This window comes from Helicobacter pylori (genome assembly GCF_003637685.1).
GTDB classification, from domain to species: Bacteria; Campylobacterota; Campylobacteria; order Campylobacterales; family Helicobacteraceae; genus Helicobacter; species Helicobacter pylori_CJ.
The window spans coordinates 137,487-153,576 of the sequence record NZ_MVWW01000003.1; the positions used below are offsets into that span (position 1 = coordinate 137,487).

At 39.4% G+C, this 16,090-nt stretch carries 9 protein-coding genes and 2 pseudogenes; 5 read left to right on the forward strand and 6 right to left on the reverse strand.

The genetic code is table 11. The features are described from left to right. Positions 1-21: 21 nt before the first annotated feature. The 3 genes from EAL44_RS03615 to tnpA form a co-directional block, all read right to left on the reverse strand. Positions 22-1,494, reverse strand: coding sequence for a disulfide bond formation protein B (locus tag EAL44_RS03615; protein WP_121074779.1), 1,473 nt, complete (start codon positions 1,492-1,494; stop codon positions 22-24). A gap of 9 nt (positions 1,495-1,503) precedes the next feature. Further along, positions 1,504-1,668 (reverse strand): hypothetical protein, encoded by a 165-nt coding sequence (locus tag EAL44_RS03620; protein ID WP_121074783.1) that lies wholly within the window; start codon positions 1,666-1,668, stop codon positions 1,504-1,506. 247 nt (positions 1,669-1,915) lie between these two features. Next, a complete protein-coding gene (gene tnpA, locus EAL44_RS03625; protein WP_000717702.1) occupies positions 1,916-2,332 on the reverse strand; it encodes an IS200/IS605-like element IS606 family transposase in 417 nt (138 codons plus the stop codon). 36 nt (positions 2,333-2,368) lie between these two features. On the opposite strand from tnpA, the pseudogene EAL44_RS03630 reads away from it, so the two are divergent. The 3 genes and pseudogenes from EAL44_RS03630 (at position 2,369) to EAL44_RS03640 (ending at position 6,958) form a co-directional block, all read left to right on the forward strand. Further along, positions 2,369-3,696: pseudogene (locus tag EAL44_RS03630) on the forward strand (RNA-guided endonuclease InsQ/TnpB family protein). 76 nt (positions 3,697-3,772) lie between these two features. Continuing rightward, on the forward strand, positions 3,773-4,924 hold the full coding sequence (locus tag EAL44_RS03635; protein ID WP_162970344.1) for an Eco57I restriction-modification methylase domain-containing protein: 1,152 nt from the start codon (positions 3,773-3,775) through the stop codon (positions 4,922-4,924). Between the two features lie 3 nt (positions 4,925-4,927). Then, positions 4,928-6,958: an ATP-dependent helicase gene (locus EAL44_RS03640; RefSeq protein WP_121074786.1), complete on the forward strand. Its 2,031-nt coding sequence runs from the start codon at positions 4,928-4,930 to the stop codon at positions 6,956-6,958. Positions 6,959-7,549: 591 nt separating this feature from the next. On the opposite strand, the pseudogene EAL44_RS08110 reads toward EAL44_RS03640, so the two are convergent. Beyond that, positions 7,550-7,737, reverse strand: a pseudogene (locus EAL44_RS08110) (hypothetical protein). A gap of 122 nt (positions 7,738-7,859) precedes the next feature. On the opposite strand from EAL44_RS08110, the gene alpA reads away from it, so the two are divergent. Continuing rightward, the gene (gene alpA, locus EAL44_RS03645; RefSeq protein WP_121074789.1) at positions 7,860-9,425 is read left to right on the forward strand and encodes a Hop family adhesin AlpA; all 1,566 of its coding nucleotides are present in this window, start codon (positions 7,860-7,862) and stop codon (positions 9,423-9,425) included. A 21-nt stretch (positions 9,426-9,446) separates the two neighbouring features. Further along, a complete protein-coding gene (gene alpB / locus EAL44_RS03650) occupies positions 9,447-11,033 on the forward strand; it encodes a Hop family adhesin AlpB (protein WP_121074792.1) in 1,587 nt (528 codons plus the stop codon). A 682-nt stretch (positions 11,034-11,715) separates the two neighbouring features. On the opposite strand, the gene hofG is transcribed toward alpB, so the two are convergent. Beyond that, a complete protein-coding gene (gene hofG / locus EAL44_RS03655; protein WP_121074795.1) occupies positions 11,716-13,260 on the reverse strand; it encodes an outer membrane beta-barrel protein HofG in 1,545 nt (514 codons plus the stop codon). 247 nt (positions 13,261-13,507) lie between these two features. Beyond that, positions 13,508-15,946 carry a TonB-dependent receptor domain-containing protein gene (locus tag EAL44_RS03660; protein ID WP_121074798.1) on the reverse strand — a complete coding sequence of 813 codons (2,439 nt, stop codon included), beginning with the start codon at positions 15,944-15,946 and terminating at the stop codon, positions 13,508-13,510. Positions 15,947-16,090 lie beyond the last annotated feature (144 nt).

Here is a 16,090-nt window from a genome sequence, read left to right on the forward strand (position 1 = left end):
AAAAAGCAGCTTTAAAAGAGTTTAAAAACTAAGGGTATAGAGAATATTTTTATTATTCTCATAGCTCACAAGGACAAGCTCATTATCCCTAAACCCACAAGCGCTGATATTTTTAATCTCTTTAGGCAATCCATAAACTTCAAGGATCTCTTCTTTTGTAGGGTCTATGACTAAAAGCGTGTTAAATTCCTTACTGAACGCATAAAGCTTATTATCCTTTAAAGCTAGCGCGCTGATGACTAACTCGCCCAGTTTCCTTTTTTCTTTAAGTTTGGCATTACCTAGTTCAAGTAAAAACTCCCCATGCACCTGTTTGTCGCTATTGAGCATGGAGATAATGATCAAATCCTTATAACGCTTGTTAGGAGCGGTGGCTAAATAAGTGAATTTAGCCCCTCTTCTTACAGCGCTAACATAATAGTTTTTCGCCCTAGAAGTTTTTAAGCGGCTGCGTTCCACTTCATCAAAAGAGTTAGCCCCCTCTAAAAAATAAGGGAAGTTTTTAAGTGCATTGGCGTTTTTGTTAGGAGTGATTTCTACGCTCGTTTTATTATTGCCCATGATCACAATGTTTTCATCTTCGTTAAAATCCGCCCCCACAAACGCCCCCACCGTCGCGCTATAATAACTATCCAACACCATGTAGCTATGAATGGTTTTCAAATCGTTACTTACAAGATAAAGCCCTTGGTTTTCTGTGGTAAGGATCGCCTTGTCTTCATTGAAACTCAAATCCGTGATCGCTCCATTCAATTTCAAAGAAAGCTCTTCTTTTTTCTCAATTTTCAGCGATTTTGCGATTTCTAGAGGCGAATGCTCATAATCATTATCTTTAGGCAAAGCGCTCAATTTCAAAGGCTCGCCTACATCTCTTCTGCCCAAAACGCTTCTTGGGAATTTCAAATGATCCCAATTCTCCATAGACCAGACCGATTCTTTCAAATTCCACGAAAAACGCACGGGATCGCTTTGCCCTATGTAAGGGAAAGGCCCAGTAGAAACAAACGCCTGTATTGCATTAGAACCCACCACCATAAAGAAAACATAAAAAGCGCTTTTTTGGAGCGCATTTAACAAACGATCTTTAAAAGGTTGGGCATTAGGGGCAAAAAAGAGTAAAACCCCTAAAAGCGTTATCACGCTAAAAAAGACAAAAAGCGCCCAAAACTGCGTGTGCAAGCCTAAAATAGCGAGCGCGAAGCCCTGCCCCACATCTTCTAAAGCATGGCTACCGGTATGATAAAAGCTCTCATACAGCCCGCTACTAGCCATAAGTAACAGCAAAGCAATGTATTTAGGTTTAAACCCAAAACGCACCACCAAAAGCGCCACCGCCCCTATTAAAATCATGTTGATGCGTTGCGCCCAGCAAAAAATACAAGGCGAATCTTTCAAAACATAACCAAAATAAAAATTCGCCAAACCCACAGGAAAGATCAAAATCCCTAAAACCGCCAAAGAAAAAAGATTATAAAATCGGGTTTCTTTATTCATGTATCCCCCTTATAGATTCATGTTAGGCAAAACGCTAGAGCTATGGGCTATAAAAATAATAAGCTCCACTAACCACACCACAACCAAAATCCCAAACGCCCAATTTTCTTTTTCAGGCTTTTTTAACGCTATCCAAATAGCGGCTAGACTTAAAATCAGTCCTAAAAACTCCATGCCGTTCCTTAAAATTTTCGTAGGATTATACTCAAAAACAAACTATTTAATAAATAAAAAAATATCTAGTGGATAACTTTTGAGAAAATTATATTAAGGGAGAAAGCCCTATTTATCCCACTAGCGCGAAAAACTCCGTCCTTTAGGGCGGAGATGTAAGCGTTTAGCCGTTAGGCTATTTGAATATCGTTTCACCTAGATCCATTCGCTTTTTAGCGCATTCTATTAAAAATCAAAGTTAGCTAATTTAATGCGGTGTTTCTTGCTCTTGTATGTATTGCTTAATCATCTCTAAAGGCGCTCCCCCACAACTCCCAGCGAAATAACTAGGCGACCATAAATGCTTCCCCCACAAACTAGCTTCAACGCTTTTGAAATGGTGTTGTCTAGTCAAACGACTGCTAACGCCTTTTAAAGAATTAACTAACTTGCTCACGCTCACTTTTGGAGGGTAGTTGATAAGCAAATGCACATGATCGCTCTCCCCATCAAATTCTACCAATTCGCTCTCAAAGTCCTTACACACTTTAGCAAACACCGATCCTAAAAAATCTATCACTTCCTTGTTGAACGCTTTACGCCGGTATTTAGTAACAAATACCAAATGCGCATGCATTAAAAAAACACAATGTCTTCCGTGTCTCATATCATCAATTTTTTTCATAGACCTATTTTAACAAAAAGAGGTTAAAATACTTCTATGAAAGTCAATAAGGGTTTTAAATTCCGCTTGTATCCCACTAAAGAACAACAAGATAAGTTGCAACACTCTTTTTTTGTCTATAATCAAGCTTATAATATTGGCTTGAATTTACTGCAAGAGCAATATGAAACAAACAAAGATTTACCTCCCAAAGAAAGAAAGTGGAAAAAATCAAGCGAGTTAGACAAAGCGATTAAACACCACTTGAACGCTAGGGGGTTAAGCTTTAGTAGTGTGATAGCCCAACAAGCACGCATGAATGTTGAAAGGGCTTTAAAAGATGCTTTTAAAGTTAAAAACAGGGGCTTTCCTAAATTCAAAAACTCTAAATTCGCCAAACAATCTTTTTTGTGGAACAATCAAGGCTTCTCTATCAAAGAGAGCGATGATGAGCGCTTCAAGACATTCACTCTGATGAAAATGCCTTTACTCATGCGCATGCATAGAGACTTCCCCCTAATTTTAAAGTGAAACAAATTAGTATCTCTTGCAGCCATAGAAAATATTTCGTTAGTTTTAGCGTGGAATACGAACAAGACATTACTATCATCAAAAACCCTAAAAATGGTGTGGGGCTAGATTTGAATATCCTTGATATAGCTTGTTCTTGTGGCATAAACAACCATGAAAAACTAACGGACTTTAAGCAATACCAAACAGACATGAAAGAATTACTAGGGATAGAAATAGATGAAGAGTTGGATACTAAACGACTTATCCCTACTTATTCCAAATTGTATTCTTTAAAAAAATACTCTAAAAAATTTAAAAGATTGCAAAGAAAACAAAGCCGTAGGGTGTTAAAGTCTAAACAAAACAAAACCAAATTAGGAGGTAATTTTTACAAAACGCAAAAGAAATTAAACCAAGCCTTTGACAAGTCTAGTCATCAAAAAACAGACAGATACCATAAAATCACAAGCGAACTTTCAAAGCAATTTGAATGGATAGTAGTTGAAGATTTGCAAGTAAAAAACATGACTAAAAGAGCTAAACTCAAAAATGTTAAACAAAAGAGTGGTCTTAATCAATCTATCTTAAACGCTTCATTCTATCAAATCATCTCTTTTTTAGACTACAAACAACAGCATAATGGCAAATTGTTAGTGAAAGTTCCCCCACAATATACGAGTAAAACTTGCCATTGTTGTGGGAATATCAACCACAAGCTTAAATTGAATCACAGGCAATATTGGTGTTTAGAATGCGGGTATAGAGAACACAGAGACATCAACGCTGCGAACAATATTTTAAGCAAAGGGTTAAGTCTTTTTGGGGTAGGAAATATCCATGCAGACTTTAAAGAACAAAGCCTTTCGTGTTAGTGTCCATTAGGGCGCTTTAGTTAGGAAGCTCCTTGCTTTAGCAAGGGGCGGTTTCACTTAGCGTTCAAAGAAGTTTTTGGAGAATTTTTTGCATCAATTAGAGATTAAAACTTTAGGGCAGGTTTTCACCCCTAACAATATAGTGGATTTCATGCTCACTCTCAAACACAATCATGGGAGTGTTTTAGAGCCAAGCGCGGGCGATGGGAGTTTTTTAAAGCGTTTAAAAAAGGCTGTAGGGATTGAAATCGATCCTAAAATCTGCCTTAAAAATGCCCTTTGCATGGACTTTTTTGACTACTCTTTAGAAAATCAATTTGACACCATTATTGGCAACCCGCCCTATGTCAAGCACAAGGATATTGCGCCAAGCACGAAAGAAAAACTCCATTACGGCCTTTTTGATGAAAGGAGTAATCTCTACTTGTTTTTCATAGAAAAAGCGATCAGGCATTTAAAGCCTCAAGGTGAATTGGTTTTCATCACCCCAAGGGATTTTTTAAAATCCACTTCCAGCGTGAAATTAAACGAATGGATTTACAAAGAAGGCACGATAACGCATTTTTTTGAATTAGGCGATCAAAAGATTTTCCCAAACGCCATGCCTAATTGCGTGATTTTTCGTTTTTGTAAGGGCAATTTCAGTAGAATCGCCAACGATGGTTTGCAATTTGTGTGCAAAAAAGGCATTTTGTATTTCCTCAACCAATCTTACACGCAAAAATTAAGCGAGATTTTTAAGGTTAAAGTGGGGGCAGTGAGCGGGTGCGATAGAATTTTTAAAAATGAAAAATACGGGAATTTAGAATTTGTCACCTCAATCACCAAAAGAACCAATGTTTTAGAAAAAATGGTTTTTGTCAATAAACCTAATGATTATTTACTCCAACATAAAGACAGCTTGATGCAAAGAAAGATTAAAAAATTCAATGAAAGTAATTGGTTTGAATGGGGGAGAATGCATCACATATCCCCTAAAAAACGCATTTATGTCAACGCCAAAACGCGCCAAAAAAACCCCTTTTTCATCCACCAATGCCCTAATTATGACGGCTCTATTTTAGCGCTATTCCCTTATGACCAAAACTTGGATTTACAAAACCTCTGCGACAAACTCAACGCTATCAACTGGCAAGAATTGGGCTTTGTGTGCGATGGGCGTTTTTTGTTTTCGCAGCGCTCTTTAGAAAACGCTCTTTTGCCTAAAGACTTTTTCAATTTAGGATAAAACTTGTTAGAAACTTTGCAATTAAACCCTGAGCAAAAAAAAGCGGCTTCGGCTTTACAAGGGCATAATTTAGTCATTGCGAGCGCTGGCACAGGAAAGACTTCTACGATTGTGGGGCGCATTTTATACCTGCTTGATAACGGCATCAAGTCTGAAGAAATCTTGCTTTTGACTTTCACCAATAAAGCGAGTAATGAAATGATCGCCAGGGTGGCTAAATATTTTAAATTAAGCTCCAAAATTGAAGCGGGCACTTTCCATGCGGTAGCGTATCGCTATTTAAAAGAGCATTACCCAAACTTAAGCCTGAAGCAACCCAAAGAATTGAGAAAACTTTTAGAAAGCATTGTGGACACTAAAAACGCGCTAACAGATGACGATAAAAAGCCCTACACTTCACAGCATTTATACGCCCTCTATTCTCTTTACACTAACGCTCTAAAACAAGAAGATTTTAGCGCATGGCTTTCTAATAAAAACCCTGAACACGCACCATACGCCGCCTTTTATGAAAACATTTTGGAAGAATTTGAAAACACTAAAAAAAAGCATAATTATATTGACTATAACGACTTACTGCTGTTATTTAAAAAAGCGATGCTAGAAAGACCTAGCCCTTATAAAGAAGTGCTTTGCGATGAATTTCAAGACACTAACCCCTTACAAGAATCCATTTTAGACGCTATCAACCCTCCTAGTTTGTTTTGCGTGGGCGATTACGATCAGAGCATTTACGCTTTTAATGGGGCGGATATTTCTATCATTTCTAATTTCACTCAAAAATACAAAAACGCCCAGGTTTTCACGCTCACTAAAAACTACCGCTCTTCTAAAGAGATTTTAGATCTCGCTAATCAAGTGATACAGCACAATGAGCGCATTTACCCTAAAAATTTAGAAGTGGTGAAATCAGGGAAATTCAATAAACCCACGCTTTTAAATTACAACGACAATATCGCGCAATGCCAAGATATTGCTAAACGCATTGTCATGCGAAAAAATTTTAAAGAAGTGGCGGTGCTTTTTAGGAATAACGCCAGCGCGGATCAATTAGAAGCCGCTTTAAGATCCCACAACGTGCCAAGCAAACGAAAAGGGAGCGCGAGCTTTTTTGAATCCAAAGAAGTGGCGTTAGCGTTAGATATTTGCATGCTGCTATTTAACCCTAAAGACATTATGGCAGCAATCCACATTTTAAGCTATATCAGCGATATTGGCTCTAACACCGCTAAAGACATTCATGAAGCCTTAATGCTTTTAGGCAATGGCGATCTCAAATTGGCCTTAACTCAGCCCAATCAAGAAGCCAAAATTTACACGAAGAAAAAAGAAATCACCTCTATGGGGCTTTTTGAAGAAATTTTTGCCCTAGAAAACAGCTCAAGGTTTAATAGCGTGATAGACAAGGCGTTTTATTCGCACCCGGTATTGATGCACCCTAAAATCTCACTCAATGGGGCTAAAATGCTTAGCGATTTTTTCATTCTTTATACCAAAGCCCCTACCCATTCCCCTAGCGCTTTAGTCAAACACATTCTAGAAAGCGTGTTTTTTCAAACCTTTAAAACACGCCTTTTAAAAGAGCGCTCTAAAAATAAGGACGGATCTTATAACGAATTTAAAAAACTCCAAGCGCAAAAACGCTTCAATGAAAAAATGGACTTGCTGAGTTCTTTAGCGAGAAATTACCAAAATTTAGGGCGTTTTTTAAACGGCACTTTAATAGGTGCTAATGAAGCCACGCAAGGCGAGGGCGTGAATTTATTGAGCGTGCATGCTTCTAAAGGCTTAGAGTTTAAAGACGTTTATATTATAGATTTAATGGAAGGCCGTTTCCCTAACCATAAGCTCATGAATACCGGTGGGGGTATTGAAGAAGAGCGGCGGCTTTTTTATGTCGCTATCACAAGGGCTAAGGAAAATTTATGGCTTTCTTATGCGAAAAACGAATTGAGGGAAAACGCCAAACCCAAAGAGCATAAGCCCTCGGTGTTTTTGTATGAAGCGGGGCTTTTGAAGCCTGATTCAAAATAAAATTGATTTTTGTATTGTTTGTTTAATGAGTATTATAATGGGATTTTTATGAGATGTAAGAAAAATACAAAAAACGCTAGCAACCATAGATTTAACTCTAGCTTGCACTAGAGCCAAAATTTTAGTATAATGGTGTCGCTAGGACCATTAAAACTATGATCACTAATAGTAATTTCATAGTCGGTTATCTCCTTTCCGGGGTAACCACCCACTATTACCCCAAACCCTAACATGCTCCAAATTTTCGCAACAAAAGAGAAACCTAGAAATTATTATTTGCGTTGGTGCGATTATAGTTTAAAAAACCTAGAAAGATGTTGAAAGTGTGTTTTTTATAATCAACAATCAAAGAGATTGACGCTAGTCAAAAAATACAAAAAAACGCTAGCAACCATAGATTTTAACTCTAGCTTGCGCTAGAGCCAAAATTTTAGTATAATGGCGTTGCGATGGCCATTAAAACTATGATTACTAATAGTAACTTCATAGTTGGTTATCTCCTTTCTGGGATAACCACCCACTATTATCCCAAACCCTAAACATGCTCCAAATTTTCGCAACAAAAGAGATAACTTAAAATGACTATTTGCGTTAGCGTGATTTTACATTAAAAAACTTAGAAATGCTAAAAAGCGTTTTTAAAACCCCCCAAAATTTAAGGCTAATCCCCTATGAAATCCCGTTTTTTTTTTTTTTGTAAAAAGCGTCTCAATTGTTGTAACTTTATTTCCTTTATAAGGGGTCTTTAAGGGGGTTTTTAAGGTTAGTTTAATTTTCATTATGTGAGAATATCACAATTACATCTAACAATTTGTATTACTAAACATTATTTACAAGCTCTGATGTAACTAAATCCCAAATTTAATCTCAATCAAGGAGCATCCCATTGATAAGGAAAATTATGATAAAGAAGAATAGAACGCTGTTTCTTAGTCTAGCCCTTTGTGCTAGCATAAGTTATGCCGAAGATGATGGAGGGTTTTTCACCGTCGGTTATCAGCTCGGACAAGTCATGCAAGATGTCCAAAACCCAGGCGGTGCTAAAAGCGACGAACTCGCCAGAGAGCTTAACGCTGATGTAACGAACAACATTTTAAACAACAACACCGGAGGCAATGTCGCAGGGGCGTTGAGTAACGCTTTCTCCCAATACCTTTATTCGCTTTTAGGGGCTTACCCCACAAAACTCAATGGTAACGATGTGTCTGCGAACGCTCTTTTACAGGGTGCGGTAGGCAGTGGGACTTGCGCGGCTGCAGGGACGGCTAATAGTAGCTCTCTTGATAATAGTCAAAGCGCTTGTACCGCTGCGGGCTATTACTGGCTCCCTAGCTTGACTGACAGGATTTTAAGCACGATCGGCAGCCAGACTAACTACGGCACGAACACCAATTTCCCTAACATGCAACAACAGCTCACCTACTTGAACGCGGGGAATGTGTTTTTTAATGCGATGAATAAGGCTTTAGAGACAATGAATAAGAATGGAACTAGTAGTGCTAGTGGAACTAATGGTGCGACTGGTTCAGATGGTCAAACTTACTCCACACAAGCCATCCAATACCTTCAAAACCAACAAAATATCCTCAATAACGCAGCGAACTTGCTCAAGCAAGATGAATTGCTCTTAGAAGCTTTCAACTCCGCCGTAGCCGCCAACATTGGGAATAAGGAATTCAATTCAGCCGCTTTTACAGGTTTGGTGCAAGGCATTATTGATCAGTCTCAAGCGGTTTATAACGAGCTGACTAAAAACACCATTAGCGGGAGCGCGGTTAATAGCGCTGGGATAAATTCCAACCAAGCCAACGCTGTGAACACGCGTGCCAGTCAGCTCCCTAACGCTCTTTATAACGCGCAAGTAACTTTGGATAAAATCAATGCGCTCAATAATCAAGTGAGAAGCATGCCTTACTTGCCCCAATTCAGAGCCGGTAACAGCCGTTCAACGAATATTTTGAATGGGTTTTACACCAAAATAGGCTACAAGCAATTCTTCGGGAAGAAAAGAAATATCGGCTTACGCTATTACGGCTTCTTTTCTTATAACGGAGCGAGCGTGGGCTTTAGATCCACTCAAAATAGCGTAGGGTTATACACTTATGGGGTAGGCACAGATGTGTTGTATAATATCTTTAGCCGCTCGTATCAAAACCGCTCTGTGGATATGGGCTTTTTTAGCGGTATCCAATTAGCCGGCGAAACCGTCCAATCCACGCTCAGAGATGACCCCAATGTGAAATTGCATGGGAAAGTCAATAACACGCACTTCCAGTTCCTCTTTGACTTCGGTATGAGGATGAACTTCGGTAAGTTGGACGGGAAATCCAACCGCCACAACCAGCACACGGTGGAATTTGGCGTAGTGGTGCCTACGATTTATAACACTTATTACAAATCCGCAGGGACTACCGTGAAGTATTTCCGTCCTTATAGCGTTTATTGGTCTTATGGGTATTCATTCTAAGAAAGGGGGGAAGAGACAAACATGAAACAAAATTTAAAGCCATTCAAAATGATTAAGGAAAATTTAATGACACAATCTCAAAAAGTAAGATTCTTAGCCCCTTTAAGCCTAGCGTTAAGCTTGAGCTTCAATCCGGTGGGCGCTGAAGAAGATGGGGGCTTTATGACCTTTGGGTATGAATTAGGTCAGGTGGTCCAGCAAGTGAAAAACCCGGGTAAAATCAAAGCCGAAGAATTAGCAGGCCTGTTAAACTCTACCACAACAAACAACACCAATATCAATATTGCAGGCACAGGAGGTAATGTCGCTGGGACTTTGGGTAACCTCTTTATGAACCAATTGGGCAATTTGATTGATTTGTATCCTACTTTGAATATCGCTAGTGTTCAACAATGTGGTAGTAACGGCACAGCCGCTAGTGGTACGACCGCAGCTGCCGCTACTAACAATAGCCCTTGTTTCCAAGGCAACCTGGATCTTTATAAGGAAATGGTTAGTTCTATCAAAACCTTGAGCCAGCAAATCAAAAACAATATTTTTCAAGGCAACAACAACACCACGAGCCAAAACCTCTCCAATCAGCTCAGCGAGCTTAACACCGCTAGCGTTTATTTGACTTACATGAACTCCTTCTTAAACGCCAACAACCAAGCGGGTGGGATTTTTCAAAATAACACCAATCAAGTTTATGGGAATGGGGTTACCGCCCAACAAATCGCTTATGTCCTAAAGCAAGCTTCAATCACCATGGGGCCAAGCGGTGATAGCGGGGCTGCGCAAGCGTTTTTGGATGCCGCTTTAGCGCAACATGTCTTCAACTCCGCTAACGCTGGGAATGATTTGAGCGCTAAGGAATTCACTAGCTTGGTGCAAAACATCGTCAGTAATTCTCAAAACGCTTTAACGCTAGCCAACAACGCTAACATCAGCAATTCAACCGGCTATCAAGTGAGCTATGGCGGGAATATTGATCAAGCGCGCTCTACCCAACTATTAAACAACACCACAAACACTTTGGCTAAAGTTACCGCTTTGAATAACGAGCTTAAAGCTAACCCATGGCTTGGGAATTTCGCTGCCGGTAACAGCTCTCAAGTGAATGCGTTTAACGGGTTTATCACTAAAATCGGTTATAAGCAATTCTTTGGGGAAAACAAGAATGTGGGCTTACGCTACTACGGCTTCTTCAGCTATAACGGTGCGGGCGTGGGTAATGGCCCTACTTACAATCAAGTCAATCTGCTCACTTATGGGGTGGGGACTGATGTGCTTTACAATGTGTTTAGCCGCTCTTTTGGTAGCCGAAGTCTTAATGCGGGCTTCTTTGGGGGGATCCAACTCGCAGGGGACACTTATATCAGCACGCTAAGAAACAGCCCTCAGCTTGCGAATAGGCCTACAGCGACGAAATTCCAATTCTTGTTTGACTTAGGCTTACGCATGAACTTTGGTATCTTGAAAAAAGACCTAAAAAGCCATAACCAGCATTCTATAGAAATCGGTGTGCAAATCCCTACGATTTACAACACTTACTATAAAGCTGGCGGCGCTGAAGTGAAATACTTCCGCCCTTATAGCGTGTATTGGGTCTATGGCTACGCCTTCTAAAAAAGCTCAAGGCCTTTTATAGGCTTTGATTGAACCCTTTAACCCCCACTTTAAAAACAACTTAAACCCTTATTAAATAATCAAATAATGGAATTGACCCCCCCTAATAACGCTTAAAAATAAGAACGCTTTATTAAAAGCTACCACTCACAAAAAGCTTAACATTCAAGGCTTATTGAGATTTTAAAACGCTTGATTAAAAACTTTTAAAAAACTTTAGCGCTTCAAAATTTTTATACTTAGAAAAACAACCCAAAATATTTATCAAATGTTGTCAAATATTGAGATTACCCCCTAATAACGCTTTAATGGCGAAAGCGCTCAAACGCTAAAGATATTTAGAATTTCTGTGGTTTAAAACTTTATTTTGTAAATCTTATGGTAAAACCCATTTTTAAGGGGATAAGGGGCATTTTGAAACCCCCCCAAAACTAAATCCCCCTAACCTCTAGGAAGCACTTTTAAGAAACTCTCGCTTGCTTGCACAGACTCTTTAGTATTGATTGTAAAAAATACTAAAAATATTTTTTATCATCATGCTCAATTGGAGCAAAGTAAAAACATTGAATAAATGGGTTGGGAGAATGCAAGCGGACGACACTCCGTTAGGAGACACCACCATGAAAATTATTTTTATAGCGATAGTTTTAGTAGTAATCTTAACGCTACCACTTGATGAAAATCAAAACTTCAGCGTGAGGTTGGTCATCATGTAACTTCTGTCTTGGTAATTGGCGCTGAAATCGCCATCAGGATTATTGAACTTGGGCGCTCCAAAATACCCTGCTTGATACCCTTTATTGATCCTGGCCCCATAATAAGTGATCCTAAAGTTAAGGAGAACCGATTCAGTGAACGCATAGCTCGCATTGAATTGCACGGAATATTCATTAGCTCTCCCCACTTGCCCTAACGCATTTTTATTCGCATGAGAGACGCGCCCAAAAACATGCCATGCAAAACGCTTATGAATCCCTCCAACAGAAGTGTAAAAAGTGAAAGTGTTCGCGTTAGTGACCGCATCAGCCAGCCCATCATAAGCCGTATTATCCCAAAAATCATAGCCGATCATTCCGGCATGCCTAGTCGTTATTGAGATTTCATTACCGATATAGGAAGTGTTGTTACCCCTTGGCATCGTGTGAGAGCCTAAAAAAGCGTCTGAATTGCCAAAGGTGTTATAAAAGCCAATGGACCAGTTGAAATTATCCCACCAAAAAACCTGGCGGATATTTAAAGTAACGCCATTCCTTCCTAACAACGAGCCATGGGGCGTGCTGTCTTCTAAACTATAAGTGTTTGTTTCTGGGTTATACCACCCCCTATAGTATAAAGGGAAGGTCGTCATGATCATACTTTGAGAGCGAAAGCCCACATTTTCAAAATTCCTATTCGTGTCATAAACTAGCTTAAAACCGGGAGCGTTATAAGTCTTAGGCGCAAAATAATAAAAAAATTGAGCGTCTAAGCCTTTATAAGAATAGGTTGTGGTGATCCCATGCCAGCCATAATTAATGAAATCGTTGCTGTTACTAGGGTTGCCTCCCTTTTTCAAATAAGGCACGGTCGCAAAAAACTCATAAATCCAAGAGTTAAACGCCAAACCTCTCCCAAAAGAGCTCCACCACCAAAACCTTAACCTTTGCGTTTCAGTCTTATAGGGCTGATAATACACTTCCCACCCTTGATTCGAACCGCTCATGAAATCAATATTCGCTTCATAGCGCCCCGCCTTAAACCCAAAAACATCTTTGTAATCGTATCGTAAAAAAGCGGTATCCACCACATAAGGCCTTGCATGATAGCTCGCTGATTGAGAAGTCCCCGCATAAGCAGGGCCAAGATACTTATTAAAAAAGTATCCATGATAGCCCCCAATGAAATTCTCTACAATTGAGCCAAAAACCTTCCCGTTAGCCTGGTTAATATAATATTTAGTCTTATCGTAAGGAATGGCTGCAATCGCCCCACCCAAAGAAACAGAAAGCCTGTGGTTTTCGGTGCCTTTAGGGAGTAAATTGACTTTGACTTGCGCTAAAGTAACAATATCTATAAAACTTTCAGTAGGATAAATCCCTTTTTTGGTATTGATTTGAGAATTGTTAAAACCAATCTTAGAAAAGTTCTCCACACGACCACTAAACCGATAATCAAAAGCTTCTACAGGACATAATAAAAACGATAAAAGCGATAAAGAAGAAGTCAAAAAATACTTTTCTTGCCTCACTAAACTCTCCCTAATTTTAATTGTATGATCTTTTTTGTTGAGATTATAATTATAATCAAAAAAAAAAAAAACAGCATGAAGTTAAGATATTAATTAAAACCCACAACCCTATTTTACAAAGAAAAACCCTTTATTGTAAATTGGTTTAAAATTAAAGGATTAAAATCATATATTTGTTACTTCTAAAGAATGTTTTATTTTTGATTAGATCCGCTACCCATGAAATCCTCATTTTTTAGCTTTATTATTAAAACTTATAATAAATTTCAAATCTAGCGTTAAAGCCAGGCTCTGCCATGCCCCTTGCGTATTTGTCTTGATTGGGTTCATCAGGGCTCATCACCGGGCTTGCTTGATCAATATATTGTTGGTTAAAAACATTGTTAAACACCGCATTCAGGCTCAACCCTTTGAGTTTTTTATAAGTAGGCTTGTAAGTGATAAAGAAACTGCTCACCCCATAGCCGGGCTTATGCACATGAAAAATCCCGGGCGTTTTAGGGCAATTGCTAGGCCGTCTGTCAATATCCGTAGGGCCGTTACGATAAGGGCTATAAGAGCAATAACTCAAATCCGTAACAAAGCGTGAAAGCCAAGTGATGCTAAGGCCGGTGCGTGGGATTTTATAACTTGCCGTTAAAATAAACACATTGCCGGTCGTGGCCGCCAATTCATACACATCAGCGATCAAACGCCCCTTTAAAGAAGGCCATGATCGCGCCACGCTCAAGCCTAAAGAAAAACCCTTGTATTTAGCCGTCCCTGAAATTTCATAACCCGGCACATAAATAATATCTTGCGCGGGCAAGTTGGTTACAAAAAGCGTTGAAGAAAATTGGTTGATGTAATTAGAAATCAATTGGATAAAACCGGCAGCCCTGAAATCAAAATACTGACTGCTGTATTCGGTGTTAAATTCCGCATTTTGCCCAATTTCTGGTTTTAAATTGCGGTTATAGCGCAAATTATCTTGACGCATCCACACCAAACCTCCAGGCATAGGGCCTCTAGTTACATACGCGTAAGAAAGCCTGAAATTCAAATTTTCTAAAGGCGAGACGTTTAAAGCTGCGCTAGGGCTAAACCCTTGAGTTATGTGCAATTGCCAGTCTTTATCCACTAAAGTATAAACGTCATAACGAGTCCCTGCCCCTAAAGTTACCATAGGATGCAAAGTGTAATTCGCTTGCGCATACACCCCAATTACATTCGCCGTAGCGCCATTTCGTTGGCAGCGCCCGTTCATGTTAGGATCATTGGGTTCTGTAACCCTTAAGCATGCATCAGGGGCATCGCCCGGTTTGACTAATTCGCTATTAGGGATCGCTTTATCAAAAGTGGTTAGATTTTGGTAATTCAACCCGTATTCCAAAAGATTGTCATTCTTATGATCTATGGTGTGGATCACGTTCGCATTAAACCCAGAATTGATGATGAATAAATTTTTATTAGCGACCACAGATCCTCCTCCAAGGCTTTTAAAAGTGATGGAGCAGGTTTGTTTAGTAGCGTCATAAATGCCCCCTTGCACCACGCATTGATTTTCTCCACCTTGAGAGAGCTGCGGGTTTGGGGTGAAAGGGATGATAGCCGCTATATCGTTAGGCCTGAAAAGCGGATCAATTTGGACATTCCTAATACTTGTATAACCATTGATTTTTAATTTAGGATCGCCAAAGCGACTCCCCCCTTCCCTTTCATAATTCAAGCTCACGTTATGCACTAAATTGACGCTATAAGTTTTAAACAAACTGGCGTCATTTTCAAACAAGCAATCATCAGGGTTTTGTTCGTTAGGGAAAGCGTTGAAATCACCGCAAGAATAGGGTAAAAAAGTGCCTGTAAAATTCGCTCTTAAAGGGCGGTTAGCGTTATCTCTAGTCATGTTATAACTGAGCGTTAAGGTATCTCTATCGCTCAAATAACCGTTGATCTTAGCCATCACATTGTTTTGCTCGCTAGGGCTTGCTGTAACTTTATTATCCGCTTTAGGGTCAAAAAGATTTTTCATCGCGTTATCCCCATCACGATAATAAAAAATATTTTGGTGCGTGTAATACAAAAGCATATCAAAATGATTATGACGATAAGCGCCCATAATGGTTTCCCTGTCCCCAAAGTTAGTTAAAAAAGTGGCAGCCCCACTTATGGCGTAGTCTTTACCTTTAGGGATAAAATCGCCAGCACTCCTAGTTTCCATTTTGATCGCGCCAATTAAAGCCATAGGCCCAGCGCTCGCTTGAGCCGCCCCCTTAGTAACCACCACGCTTTTAAGCATTCCAGGGTCAATAATCGTATTGCCTTGATGCCCATAGCTTGCGCCCATTTGCGCCGCGCCATCCACCGTAACCCTAGCCAATCTGTCTTCAATACCGCGCACATAAATTTTTTGCGCTATCACCGCGCCACCGCCCACATTGATATTGGGGTTTCTTCTAAACATGTCGCTGATTTGGTTGGCTTGCCTTCTTTCTAATTCTTTACTTGAAATGGTTGTCTGGTTGTTGTAATTAAAGATTTTAGCCGCCTGAGTGGTAACCTTACCCAGAGTGTGTTGGGCGTTCTTTTCTTTTTTCCTTTCTGTCTTTTTTTCTTCTTTTTCTTCTTTGGCCTCTAATTCAAACATTCCTAATAAGGACAAAAAAATAGAAAAACTACAATACTTTCTAAAACGCTTGTCATTCATTCTTAAAATCCTACTTATAATAATAATTTTTCTTAAAAAAGGTGTTATTATAATCAAAAAAATATTACAATCACCTTAAAAGAGCTAGCCATTTTTGATAAACAAATGATAAACTTTTAGAAAAATTCCACAAAAACCCCTTTC

Excerpts from the sequence above, each read along its gene's own strand:
- EAL44_RS03615 (WP_121074779.1), bottom strand. The coding sequence starts at position 1,494 with ATGAATAAAGAAACCCGATTTTATAATCTTTTTTCTTTGGCGGTTTTA.
- EAL44_RS03620 (WP_121074783.1), bottom strand. The coding sequence starts at position 1,668 with ATGGAGTTTTTAGGACTGATTTTAAGTCTAGCCGCTATTTGGATAGCG.
- tnpA (WP_000717702.1), bottom strand. The coding sequence starts at position 2,332 with ATGAAAAAAATTGATGATATGAGACACGGAAGACATTGTGTTTTTTTA.
- alpA (WP_121074789.1), top strand. The coding sequence starts at position 7,860 with ATGATAAAGAAGAATAGAACGCTGTTTCTTAGTCTAGCCCTTTGTGCT.
- alpB (WP_121074792.1), top strand. The coding sequence starts at position 9,447 with ATGAAACAAAATTTAAAGCCATTCAAAATGATTAAGGAAAATTTAATG.
- EAL44_RS03660 (WP_121074798.1), bottom strand. The coding sequence starts at position 15,946 with ATGAATGACAAGCGTTTTAGAAAGTATTGTAGTTTTTCTATTTTTTTG.